This window comes from Rhizobium sp. P1_E6, from assembly GCF_056405875.1.
In genome coordinates, this window is sequence record NZ_JBFUBG010000066.1 from 34,984 (window position 1) to 47,420 (window position 12,437).

At 58.4% G+C, this 12,437-nt stretch carries 8 protein-coding genes; 5 read left to right on the plus strand and 3 right to left on the minus strand.

The window, feature by feature from the left end:
* The first annotated feature begins 156 nt into the window (after window positions 1-156).
* The 5 genes from AC1D35_RS24915 (at window position 157) to AC1D35_RS24935 (ending at window position 7,836) form a co-directional block, all read left to right on the plus strand.
* Window positions 157-1,263, plus strand: a complete 1,107-nt coding sequence (locus tag AC1D35_RS24915; RefSeq protein WP_113296930.1) for an efflux RND transporter periplasmic adaptor subunit — start codon at window positions 157-159, stop codon at window positions 1,261-1,263.
* Window positions 1,260-4,349 (plus strand): efflux RND transporter permease subunit, encoded by a 3,090-nt coding sequence (locus AC1D35_RS24920; RefSeq protein ID WP_477940488.1) that lies wholly within the window; start codon window positions 1,260-1,262, stop codon window positions 4,347-4,349. Before AC1D35_RS24915 ends, AC1D35_RS24920 begins: the two co-directional genes overlap by 4 nt.
* 88 nt (window positions 4,350-4,437) lie before the next feature.
* Window positions 4,438-4,935 (plus strand): DUF1269 domain-containing protein, encoded by a 498-nt coding sequence (locus AC1D35_RS24925; protein WP_113296932.1) that lies wholly within the window; start codon window positions 4,438-4,440, stop codon window positions 4,933-4,935.
* 157 nt (window positions 4,936-5,092) lie between these two features.
* Window positions 5,093-6,136 carry an AI-2E family transporter gene (locus AC1D35_RS24930; protein WP_477940490.1) on the plus strand — a complete coding sequence of 348 codons (1,044 nt, stop codon included), beginning with the start codon at window positions 5,093-5,095 and terminating at the stop codon, window positions 6,134-6,136.
* Window positions 6,137-6,696: 560 nt separating this feature from the next.
* A complete protein-coding gene (locus tag AC1D35_RS24935) occupies window positions 6,697-7,836 on the plus strand; it encodes a helix-turn-helix domain-containing protein (protein WP_477940492.1) in 1,140 nt (379 codons plus the stop codon).
* 131 nt (window positions 7,837-7,967) lie between these two features.
* Here the strand turns inward: AC1D35_RS24935 and gltS are convergent, their stop codons facing one another.
* The 3 genes from gltS to AC1D35_RS24950 all read right to left on the minus strand — a co-directional run bounded on the left by gltS (window position 7,968) and on the right by AC1D35_RS24950 (window position 12,417).
* Window positions 7,968-9,173, minus strand: a complete 1,206-nt coding sequence (gene gltS / locus AC1D35_RS24940) for a sodium/glutamate symporter (RefSeq protein WP_477940494.1) — start codon at window positions 9,171-9,173, stop codon at window positions 7,968-7,970.
* A 92-nt stretch (window positions 9,174-9,265) separates the two neighbouring features.
* Window positions 9,266-11,101, minus strand: coding sequence for an SLC13 family permease (locus AC1D35_RS24945; RefSeq protein ID WP_477940496.1), 1,836 nt, complete (start codon window positions 11,099-11,101; stop codon window positions 9,266-9,268).
* Window positions 11,102-11,214: 113 nt separating this feature from the next.
* A complete protein-coding gene (locus tag AC1D35_RS24950) occupies window positions 11,215-12,417 on the minus strand; it encodes a M20/M25/M40 family metallo-hydrolase (protein ID WP_477940528.1) in 1,203 nt (400 codons plus the stop codon).
* Window positions 12,418-12,437: the final 20 nt, after the last annotated feature.

Below are 12,437 nucleotides of genomic sequence, written 5' to 3' on the forward strand. Positions count from 1 at the left end.
CAGATCGATTGATGTGTGATGGGCGTATATTTCCAATGCCCCGTCACGCATCAAGCCCGACCAAATGCATATATCTCATTGAACCGATGTCATTTTTACAGCTGTCTGCGCATCGAAAAACGCCATCGCGCCGGTAGGTATTCGGGGGAACCGTCCATGAAGATGCATCTGGCTGCTTCGAAAGCCCGCGCAATGTTTGGCGTGTCGGTCGCTATACTGGCAGCCATCCTCCTGGCAGGTTGCCGAGACGAGGAGGAGGCTTCAGAGCGTCCACCAAGACCGGTCAGAACAGTGGCTGTTTCATTCAACCCCGAGGATACTTACGGGTCGCTCGTCGGCGAGATCCGACCGCGCACAGAAACCAGCTTCAGCTTCCGGCAGGGTGGCGAGGTTCGCGAGCGCGACGTCGAGATTGGCGACCTCGTGAAAGTAGACACTGTTCTCGCCCGCCTTGATACCGAGGACGCGCAGGACGCAATGCGAAAGGCCGAAGCAAATCTCTTTGCGGCTCAGGCTCAATCCCAGAACGCAGAGACCGAGCGCGCGCGTCAGCAGCAGCTTTACCCACGCACATCCACCCGTCAGGCTTTCGATGCAGCGACCGCCCAGGCGAGTATGGCACAGGCTGGCGTAGACGCGGCACAAGCCGGTCTGAGGATAGCGCAGACCAATCTTGATAACCGCGTCCTGAAGGCAAATGCCGCAGGCGTCGTTACCGCGATTGGAGGTGAAGTGGGACAGATCGTCGGCGGTGGACAAATGGTGGTGCGCGTTGCACAGCTTGGAACACGTGATGCCGTCTTCCAGGTTCCCGAAGCCACGATCCAGACGACCGGAGGCGATGCCCGCGTCGACGTGCAGCTTCTCAGCAATCCGAGCATCAAGGCGACAGGAACGGTTCGAGAGATTTCGCCGACCGCTGATCCGATCACCCGCAACTTTACGGTCCGTATCGGGCTTGATAGCGCGCCGGACGAATTCCGCTTCGGAAGCGCCGTGCGTGGCAGCATCCGGCTTTCCGGTGAGCCGGCGGCGCGGCTGCCGATAACGGCATTGTTCAGCCAAGGAAACGAAAGTGCCGTCTGGGTTGTCGATGCGGCCAGCAAGACGACAAAGCTTGTGCCGGTCGAGGTGCATCGCTTCGACACGAAGGATTTCCTTGTGACCAGGGGCCTTTCAAGCGGAGACAATGTGGTGATTGCCGGAGTGCAGCAACTGCGTCCCGGCATGCCCGTTCGCTTGCTTGAAGGAAGCGTCGAATGAAGGAGGGCTTCAATCTATCGGGCTGGGCGATCCAGCGACAGAGCCTTGTCATTTTCCTCGTGGTTCTAAGCGCCATAGCGGGCATTCTTGCCTACATCAATCTGGGACGCGACGAGGACCCGGAGTTCACCTTCAAGACAATGATCGTATCGGCCGGATGGCCGGGCGGGACGATCGAGCAGACCACTGATCAGATCACCGACCGTCTGGAAAGGACGCTCGAAGAAGTGCCTCATCTCGACAGTCTGCGCAGCCTGACAACGGCCGGGCAATCGATCGTCTATGTCACGCTCGACGATTCCACGCCGCCCGATCAGGTCGGAGAATCCTGGTACCAGGCCCGCAAGAAAGTCGGAGACATGATATCGACGCTGCCGGCAGGCGTGCGCGGCCCTTTCTTCAACGATGACTTCGGCGACACCTTTGGCATAATCTATGGCTTCACATCCGATGGCTTTACCGATCGCGAGGTCCGCGATTGGGCCTACGAAGCCCGTACCCGGCTGCTCAAGATCGATAATATCGGAAAAGTCCAGCTTATCGGGACCCAGGACGAGACGATCTATATCGAATTCTCAACCGGGCGGCTTGCAAGCCTCGGCCTCAGTGCCGCGACAGTGATCGGAACCATACAGGCGCAGAACGCCGTCCTGCCTGCAGGTCTCATCACCTCGGCGCAGGATCGAACAATTCTTCAGGTTTCCGGCAGTCTCGCCGACGAGGCAACCCTCCGGCAGCTGAACATTCCAACCGCATCCGGCTTTGTGCGCCTCGGAGATATTGCCAGCGTCGTGCGCGGAACGGTGGATCCGCCCCAGCCACGATTCCGCATCAAGGGTAAACCGGCTATCGGTATCGCCATCTCCATGGCGTCGGGAGGCGACATTCTGCAGCTTGGCCAGAATATCGAAGCGACGATGCAGAAGCTTGAGGACGATCTGCCCATTGGCATCAACCTCACACACGTCGCGAGCCAGCCTGCGGTCGTCAAGACAGCGATCCGGGGTTTCACAACCTCGCTCGGTCAAGCTGTCGTCATCGTTCTTGGTGTGAGTTTCCTGGCTCTCGGGATACGAGCCGGCATCGCGGTTGCGGTGTCAATCCCGCTTGTTCTTGCCCTAACCTTCCTGTTCATGGACATCACCGGCATTGCACTACAGCGCGTATCGCTGGGAGCATTGATCATCGCGCTGACGCTGATGATCGATGACACGATGGTKACCGTCGAGACGATGATGGCGAAGCTTGAGCAGGGTTACGAGCGGGTTCAGGCCGCGTCCCACGCCTACACGTCAACAGCATTTCCGATGCTGGCCGGCACGCTGGTAACGATTGCCGGCTTCATTCCTGTCGGTTTTGCAAGCAGCTCTTCGGGCGAGTATGCGCGATCCCTTTTTCTGGTGATCGGCTTCGCGCTTATCGTGTCGTGGCTGGTGGCGGTATTGTTGACACCGATCGTTGGTCTTGCCGTCCTCAAATCAGGGGCTGCAACGGGTCCGAAGGAGGATGGAGCACTCATCCGCGGCTTCAAGAACCTCTTGTATGCCTGCATGCGAATGCGCCTCTTGGTCGTGCTTGCCACCGTCGCTTTGTTTGTGGCAGCTCTCCTTGGATCGTCCGCCATGAAACGGCAGTTCTTTCCGGCGTCCGACAGGCCGGAGCTTATCCTGCAGCTAACCCTGCCGCAGAGCGCGTCGCAGGAGGCAACCGCTGTCGAAGTCTCGAAAGCGGAAGAAGTTCTTGCCGCTGACGAGGATGTGGCCGACTGGAGTTTTTATATCGGCTCCGATCCGGTTCGTTTCTATTTGTCGATGGACCTGCAGGCTCCAGCACCGTCCCGTGCCCAGGCGGTGGTGATCGCCAAGAGCGTTGGCGTGCGTGAGGCGCTGCAGGCACGCTTGCAAAAGGCACTCGACGAGAAATTACCCGATATCATCGTGCGCGTTTCACCGCTGGAAATGGGACCGCCGGTCGGCTGGCCCGTTCAGTATCGCGTCAGCGGACCTGATATTCCCGGCGTGCGGAATGTCGCCTGGCAGGTCGCCGATGCCATCAGCAAGGTTCCCGGCGTCGTTCAGCCGAACCTCGACTGGAGTGAACCGGTTCGAAAAATCGTCATCAATGTCGATCAGGATCGTGCCCGACTGGTGGGTCTCAATTCCTCTGTGATCGCCCAGACGCTGTTTGCCACGGCATCGGGAATTCCGATCACACAGGTTCGAGACTCGATCTACCTCATCAATGTGGTAGCCAGAGCGGCTGCCGACGAGCGCGTCGACATCAGCACCATCCGCACGCTGCAGATCCCGGTCGGCCCCAACAATACGGTACCCCTCTCCAGCATCGCCACGATCGACTATCGGACCACACAGCCTGTCATCTGGCGTCGCGACGGCTCGACGACCATCACCGTCCAGGCAGATACCGCCGAAGGCGTGCTGGCGGCCGGTGTCGTCGAAGCTGCCGCCGCCAAGATCGACGAGCTGCGCAAGGCCAACCCGCGCTATCCGATCGAGGTTGGCGGTGCAGTCGAAGGTGCAGAAGAAGGGCTCGCGTCAGTTGTTGAGATGCTTCCAGTGATGGCAGTCATCATCCTGATCGTGCTGATGTTTCAGCTGCAGAGCGTACAGCGACTGCTTCTGGTCATCAGCGTTGTGCCTCTGGGGCTGATCGGCGTGGTGCTGATCATGCTGATAACTAATACGCCGGTGGGTTTCATCGCCGTTCTGGGGATGATTGCCCTCATCGGTATGATCACCCGAAATTCCGTGGTGCTCATCGACCAGATCGACCTTGCCATTGAAGAAAAAGGCCGGACGTGGCGCAGTGTGATTGATGTTACCGCCCAGCGTCTGCGACCGGTCTTTCTGACCGCGGGATCGACCGTACTCGGAATGCTGCCAATCATCCGCGATCCCTTCTGGTCACCCCTTGCCTTTACCGTCATCGGCGGTCTGGTGGTCGCCGCGGCGCTGACACTGATCTTCCTGCCGGTGCTCTACGTTCTGTGGTTTCGCATTCCGGCCAAAGCCAAAACCGAGAATATCGAAACCTCAGCAACGAGACCGGCCGCCGCTGGGGGGTGAGAGCTCTCCAGCCGCAACCATCCTGGAACCCAAGAATGACCAACATTTCCAATCCGACACAAGCAGGTCTCATATAGGAGAAGTAGGCATGTCTACCTTGATTGCAATTGTTTATCCTACCGAAGCCAAAGCTGAAGAAGTGCGTCAGCGCTTGTTCGCAATGCAGAAGGAATACCTGATCAAAGTCGGGGATGCCGTGATCGCGACGAAGACCGAAGGCGGAAAGATCAAATTGAATCAGCTGGTCAATACCACGGCCGCCGGTGCTGCATCGGGCAGCTTCTGGGGCTTGCTGATCGGTGTTCTGTTTCTCAATCCACTTTTGGGCGTAGCCATGGGTGCTGCATCCGGTGCGATCGGCGGAGCTCTGACGGACGTCGGTATAAACGACGTCTTCATGAAGGATCTCGCTGCCAATCTTGAGCCGGGTAAAGGAGCCTTGTTCGTGCTGATCCAGGAGATGACAGCAGATAAGGTGCTGAAGGAAATATCCTCTTATGGCGGCGTCGTGCTCAAGACCTCGCTCGACGAGACGAAGGAGCAGGTTTTGCGTGACGCGTTGCAAAAGGCAACCGCCGTCAGCTAGTGCAGTCGTGAGGTGTATCTGGCGCCTTTACATGACAGGGCAGACGACTGACTGCCGGGTCTCAGAGAGGGCCTTTCTTAGTGCATTCCTATGCGAGCCCAAGCTCCGCCACTATCAGCCGGAGCTTGGAAATTAGATCAATATTCAAGGGGCGAGTATGCAGGAAGCCAGCGGCAGTCGCATGATCGGTTCGGTAACAGCCGGTATTCTTGTGCTTGCTTTGCTATATGTCGCCCAATCGATCTTCGCACCGCTCATCTTTTCCTTGTTCGTCATTGCCCTGGTCTGGCCATGTCAGGCGGCCTTGCAGTGCTGGCTTCCAAAGCTTGTTGCCCTTCTCATCACGCTGGTCGTCACCATGGTTGTTATTGTGGCCATCGGGTCCTCGGTGGCATGGGGGTTTGGCAAGCTAGGGCAGTGGCTGTTCGTTAACGCGGACCGTTTCCAGGCGATCTATGTCGACTGGACAAATTGGCTGGAAGGGCACGGCGTTGCAGTCGCGGGTCCCTTGGCCGACCGCTTCGATGTTGCCTGGCTGGTGCGGTTTGTGCAGGGGATGGCCGGCCGCGTAAACAGCTTCGCCGGTTTCGCACTGCTGGTCTTTATCTTCGTCATGCTCGGCCTCCTTGAGGTCGAGGACTTCAACAGCCGGCTTGTCGCGCCCGCAGCCCAACCCCATGGAATACGCATCCTGACGGCCAATCGCGTGATTGGTGCAAAGCTGCGTCGTTTCATGATCGTGCGGACGTTTGCCAGTATCCTGACCGGGTTGGTGGTCTGGCTTTTTGCGCTGGGCGCAGGGCTTGAACTTGCCACCGCTTGGGGCGCAATTGCTTTCGCGCTCAACTACATCCCTTTCCTCGGGCCGTTTGTCGCAACCGCGCTTCCAACGCTGTTTGCAATTGCCCAATTCGACAACTGGCAGACGGCAGTCCTCATTTTCGCGAGCCTGAACGTCATCCAATTCATCATCGGGAGCTATCTGGAGCCGCGGCTTACCGGTGCCTCGCTGGCAATATCCCCCTTCGCCGTTATTTTCTCAGTCTTTTTCTGGAGCTTCATGTGGGGCATATCGGGGGCCTTCATCGGCGTGCCTATCCTGATCGCGTTCACTGTCTATTGCGCAGGCACACCATCTGGAAAGTGGGTCGCAACGCTACTGTCGGGCGGCTCTAAGGCAGACGCGGACGATGGATCATGAAGCAGGATCTCCAGCGGGCACAGAGATACGTTAGACCCCACTAAATCAACTTGAAAACGCCATAAACGACGCCGCCTGACGCTTGTGCATCTGACGGTTGAGAAAAGACGTCGAAAGGGGTAGATTGCGGCAGGGAGGAATATCGAGTGACACGGCAGCTTTGACGCAAGACAGAGACGAAGGCTGAAGAACCGGCTTTGGCCGCGCAAAGTGGTCTCGCTTCAACCGCTGGCAAACCACTACGCATCATTCAGACATCATCCGACCCTCGCTCTTGGGGCCAAGAGGAGAGTAAGAATGAACTGCATAACCGTTCTCTCAAGCAGCCTATCGATCAGTGCATACTTGGCTCGGAATCTCGAACTCGAAAGGATCGTCGCCATTTCGAGCGTGGTTTTTAATGCAAACCCGAGGGACACCAGTCAGCGCTTCCCACTCCTGCACGGAAGCCTTCATCACTAAGCCTGGTAGGATAAGTCGGCAAGACGGCGACAATATGGTTACCGGGCAAGCAGCGCCAGACGGTGCCGTCTTGCCTCCGGTCAACTGGAGGTGACGCGATGACAACCGAAGACGTCATGACGTATGCCAGATTGCCGGAACGGCAACTGGACCACGCGAACCTTGCGAGCTTGGATTGCGAGGCAGTTGATACGATGCCGGAGGAAGGCAGACCTTCGTTCCTGCCTTCCTTTGAATTTTCGACCGAGGGGCTGTCGCGACCGGATCAGTTTGCAGCATGGCATAATAGCTTCGCACCTATGCTCGAGCTTTCTGACACCGATCCAATGACGGCCAACTTTAGCGGGCGGCAGGAGCTTTGGGACCTTGGCAGTTTTGTACTTGCTAGGATCAGCACTGACAGCCTGGCTTTTTCCAGCCTTCCAGGACATGTTCGGCGAGATCCGGTCGACCACTGGACGATGACAGTCTTGCTGTCCGGGAAAATTAGCACTGAAACGGCAAGACACGCGTTTTCCGCCGGTTTAGGTGAAGTGCAGATCCATTCGCTTGGTCGCTCTTTCACCGGCATCGTCGATAAAAGCGAGATGCTTATGCTGTTCGTGCCGCGAGATCTTTCTCTCGAAACGGCGGCCACGCTTGGCTCGGCCGAATTCTCGACGCTTGGGACAGGCATGGGACGACTGTTCTCTGACTATCTGATTGACGTGGGCAATCGCCTGCCGATGTTGGCCCAGGCTGACCTGCCTGGGCTGGCCGCAGCCACACGGGCAATGATCCTTGCCTGCGTTTCACCATCCGCAGACCATATCAAGGCGGCAGAAGGGCCGATTGCCAATGTGCTTCTCGAAAGGGCGCGGCAGCTGGTGCAATGCCGGTTACTCGACCCAAAACTCGGTAGTGAATTGGTACGCCGGGAGCTCGGCATCTCGCGCACCCGGCTGTACAACTTGTTCGAGCCCTTCGGTGGGGTAATGCACTACATTCAGCATCGTCGATTGCTCAGCGCTTACGCCGCTTTAACCGACCCCAACGAGCGGCGTCTCATATTCCAGATTGCCGAAGAGCGCGGGTTTAGCGACGGCGCCGAGTTTGGCCGCGCGTTCAAGCGGGCGTTTGGCCATAGCCCGAGCGAGGTCAGGAACCGAGGTGGTGGCGGCATTCCACTTCGCCCAGACCTCGAGGATTGCCCGTCTGAGGAAAGACTTGGCGTGCTACTGAGGAGGTTGCAGGGTTAGCCCTGACCGTGCACCCGGGCGAATTGAGCACCGGCGCACACCTTTGCAAGAACCGGCATTTGCGAGCGTTCTCGATGATCCTTGCCGGCAGGTGGAGCCTTGCTCGGATTCAAGGCTTGAAGCCCGTAATTTCACCGGACAAGAAAGCCAAGAGCCGCAGCGTTGGCAAGGTCGATAAAGAAAGCCGAAACGAGAGGCAGGATGATGAACGCGATCGTTGCGGCACCATGGATTTTGGTCACTGCGGTCATATTCGCGATCGCTGTGGGGGTCGCACCCAGTGAAATGCCGCAGAACCCGGCCGAAATGACCGCCGCCTCATAGTTGCGCCCCATAGCCGGAAACACCACGAAAAGGATATAGGCCACGGCCACGATCGTCTGGATTGCCAGGACGATGATGAGCGCCAGCCCGAGCCCGCCTAATCCCCACAATTGCATGCTCATCAGCGACATTGCGAGAAACACATTCAACGAGAGATCTGAGATAAGTGAGAGCGCGCGGCTGCGCGTTGGCCAAGGGAGGTTCGGCGCCACGGACGGGATGGTGTTCGTCATCACAATAGCGACCAGCAAGCAGACAACGAAGAGCGGAAGATTGATGCCGGCGTCCAGGATAATTTCATGCAATGCGTATCCCATGAGGATAGCGATATTGGTGACGAGGAGAACGCGCAAAAGGCCGATGTAGCTCACCTCGTCATCGTGAGTGCGGGCTGCTGTGCTTGACACTCCTATTGTAAGTTCTTCGTCTTTGCGCCCGCTCAGTCGATAACGGGTGATGAGGTACTGCGCGATCGGTCCACCGATGAGACTGGCAATCACGAGACCAAGTGTAGCGCTGGCAATGCCCACCTCCAGAGCGCTCGTCAGTCCGAAACGATTGGTGATGATCGGAGCCCATGCGATGGTGGTGCCATGACCGCCGATAAGGGACGTCGATCCCAGCAGTATCGCCATCCCCGGGGGGAGACCAAGCAGATTGCTGGTTCCGATGGCAATTGCGTTCTGGATGACAAGGAAGACAAGCGTGATGGCGAGGAGGATGAGAAGTGGCTTTCCGCCTGCTACAAGATCGGAAAGCCTGGCGTTCAGCCCGACGCCCGTGAAGAAGTAGAGAAGCAGCATGTCGCGTGCGGCAAGCGTAAAACTGATCTCGACGGAAAAGAATTCGTAGGCAACGAGCGTCGCCAACGCCGCGAGAAGCCCGCCGGTGACTGCTTCGGGAATGCTCCAGCGCGCAAGTGCGGGAATGACGCGATTGAGATTGGCACCAGTAAAGAAGACGAGAATTGCGATGGTAAAGGACAATAGTCCCGGAACCTGTATCAGCGACATGTGTTACCCTTGCTGACGTCGCGGCCTTGCCGCATTTGCGGTAGTAGGATCAACTGTTGATTAAACCCGCGTCCGCCCGGATAGCCGGCAGCTTAAAAGCGCCAGATCAGGGGTACGATGAATACTGAGACGACAAAGAACCAGATCAGCAACGGCAAGCCGAGCTTCCAGTAGTCGTTGAAGGCATAGCCCCCCGGTCCCATCACCATCAGGTTCGTCGGTGTCGCAATCGGTGTCAGGAAGGCGCCAGCTGCTGCAACGGCCGTGCTCATAAGGACTGGACGCGGAGAAATTCCCATGGCGGCCGCCGCTGCAACACCGATCGGGATGACAATCAATGCGGTTGCGGTGTTGGAGATGAGTTGCCCCATGATTGCCGTCAGGACAAAAAGTCCGGCGAGCAGCGCAACTGGACCGGCGTCACCCACGAGGTTCACAAGATGCTCCGCCATTAGCTTCGCCGCACCTGTTTCTACCATTGCCGTCGAAAGCGGCATCATCGCCCCAACGAGAATGACAGTCGTCCAGCCCACAGCCCGATAGGCTTGCTCGACATTCATGATACCTGACAGGATGATCGCACCTGCAGCAAGCAAACCAGCCACCGCCGGCGGCACGATACCGGTGGCAAGCAGCAGAACCATCGCGATCAGGATGATAACGGCCTGACGCGCGCCAGGACCCATCGGGACCGCCTGGCGTCGGACAAGCTCGGGCGAATTGACGACCAGAATGTCGGGATCGTTCAGATGCACATCGAGCGCCTTCCACGTTCCCTGCAACAACATTGTATCGCCTGCCTGCAGGACGATGCCGCCTGCTTCCTTTGTTGCTCTGCCGGGCGATAATCCGGTGCCGGCGCGCTGGACTGCCAGAATGATCAGATCGCCGCTCTCGGTGACCATGCCGGGAAAAACTGTTTCACCGATGAGGCCGGAGCGCGGTGGGATGACGACCTCGGCAAGCCCCGAGCTGCGATTAAACAAGGTTTCCTCGCCCTGACCGGTCGCCTTGTCGTCGCGAAAGGCGAGGTGCATTTCGGCGGTGAACGCTGCGGCGACTTCAGGCTCGCCGCGCACGAGAAGATGATCGCCCTCGGCGATGACGGGCCGGCGCAGTGGACCGGCCGTTTCGCCCTCTTGAATCGCGACGATCTGCAATCCCGGATGGGCCGAAAGATCCAGATCGCTGGCGGCTTTGCCGACATAGGGTGAGCTTGCACGCACTCGCATCTGGTAGATGCCGCTTGCGAGGCCGTATTGCTCGACAAGCGTCTTGGCATGGTGACTGAAATCGGCCGGCATGGTTGCGCCGTTACGCTCGGGAAGCAGTTGCTTTCCGAAGAGAATGATGATGACCATGGTGCCTGCCAGGAGCGGAATGCCCGCAAGTGCAAATTCGAAGAAGCCGAACCCACCGACGCCTGCGTCGAGCCCTGCTTCCGAAACCAGCACGTTGACCGGTGTTCCGGTCAGGGCCAGCATCGAGCCCGCATGCGCGGAAAACACCAGCGGCATCAGCAGCTGCGACGAACTGCGCCGGAGGCGGACAGCTATGACAACCACAACCGGCAGCAGGGCGGCGACAGCGCCATTGACGCTGATCAACGCGGTCAGAAGCGATACAAGTGCCATCGTCAGGAGGAGAAGGCGTGTCCGGCTTTCCTCGCCGGCGCCGCGGATCAGCAACTGTCCGGCCCAGGCAGTCACTCCGGTGACCTCGAGCCCGGAGCTGACGACGAAAAGAGTGGCGATGAAGATGACAGCTGGATCGCCGAAACCGCCAAGAGCCTGTCCCAGCGTCAGGACGCCGCTCGCCCACAGTGCAAGCGCCGTCAGCATGGCCACGAAGACGACCGGTAGCTTGTTCCAGACGAACAGTAAGACGGCAGCGGCGATGATAGTTGCTGTGTATGCTATTGGACTCAACCGCCCTGCTCCCTCTTGCCTTTGCCCTAACCGTACAAATCAAGCAGGCCTAGCGCAGACCTCCATGAGCGCCGGGGCGACTGCGGCCGACCAAATCAACCTTCCAGAACACGTCAATCGCCGAGTGTCGCCATGAGTATGCCCAGACGGCAGCCCTTCTCGTATTCCTTGAGGTTCACATATTCCTTGATGGTGTGAATCTCGGCCTGCCCGGCGCCGATGGTGATGGTTGGTACGCCATGCTTGTCGAGCCAGTTGGCATCCAAACCCCCGTTCGAGAAGACATAGACCGGCTCGATGTCGAGCATCTGCAACGCTTTCGTCGCGCGCTTCACGATCGGCGTGTCCTTGCCCAACTCAAATGGCGGATAGGATGGCTTGTGGCTGAACGTCACCTCTGCCGTGTCGCCCTGATCGGCGGTCACTTCGCTCTGGGCTTTGGCGAACGCTTCCTTGTAGCCGTTGGCGATCTTCGTCGCGAAGGCAGCTTCAGGGCTGCGCGCTTCACCCTTGATGAAAGCGTAATCGGTCACGACGTTGGTCGCATCCCCGGCAGGCTTGTTGTCCTTGCCACCGAAAATTCCGACGTTGCTTGTGCCGCGGCCGTCCGGTTTGACAACTTTGCCGAACCAGCCGTTATGTTTTGCTTCCGCCAACGCCATGGCGCCAACCAGCGTTGCCGAAATACCCTTCTCTGGCGCCACGCCGGCATGCGACGCGCGACCTTTGATTTCGACTTCCCAGTTTTCCTGCCCAACAGCGCCGACGATAAGTTCCGCAGCCATCTGGCCATCGACATTGATGCACATAGCCGCTCCGTTGAGATCAGCAGGGTTGAGTTCCCGTGCCCCATGCAGCCCGCTCTCCTCGCGCACGGTAAACAAAAGCGTGATTGGCGGATGTGGCAGCTTGTGCTTGATCACCGTCTCGGCAACCACGACAAGAAGGGCCACTCCGGTTCGGGCATCGCCGCCAAGTGCAGTGGCACCGTCGGACACGATGCGGTCACCCTCGCGCTTTGGTTTGGCGCCCGCGCAAAGTGGCACGGTGTCAAGGTGGGTGGAAAAGAGAAGCCGTGGCCCCGGCCGCGTTCCCGGGATATCCACGATGAGATTGCCTGTTTCGGTCGGCAGCGGAATGCGCTTGTTGGCATCGTCGAAGCGAATAGCCGATTCCGGGACGCCGATCTTCTTCAGGGCGTCGCAGACGGCAAGGCCGATGTTCTTCTCTTGTCCGGTGACACCTTCCACTGAGAGGAAGCGCATGAGGTGGTCTTCAGCTGCGGCGACGTCGAGAGGAATTGAGATGTTGCTCATGATGTCCATCCATTCATTCG

Coding starts and splice junctions, on each gene's coding strand:
- AC1D35_RS24930 (WP_477940490.1), top strand. CDS start 5,093: ATGCAGGAAGCCAGCGGCAGTCGCATGATCGGTTCGGTAACAGCCGGT.
- AC1D35_RS24950 (WP_477940528.1), bottom strand. CDS start 12,417: ATGAGCAACATCTCAATTCCTCTCGACGTCGCCGCAGCTGAAGACCAC.
- AC1D35_RS24925 (WP_113296932.1), top strand. CDS start 4,438: ATGTCTACCTTGATTGCAATTGTTTATCCTACCGAAGCCAAAGCTGAA.
- AC1D35_RS24935 (WP_477940492.1), top strand. CDS start 6,697: ATGACAACCGAAGACGTCATGACGTATGCCAGATTGCCGGAACGGCAA.
- gltS (WP_477940494.1), bottom strand. CDS start 9,173: ATGTCGCTGATACAGGTTCCGGGACTATTGTCCTTTACCATCGCAATT.
- AC1D35_RS24915 (WP_113296930.1), top strand. CDS start 157: ATGAAGATGCATCTGGCTGCTTCGAAAGCCCGCGCAATGTTTGGCGTG.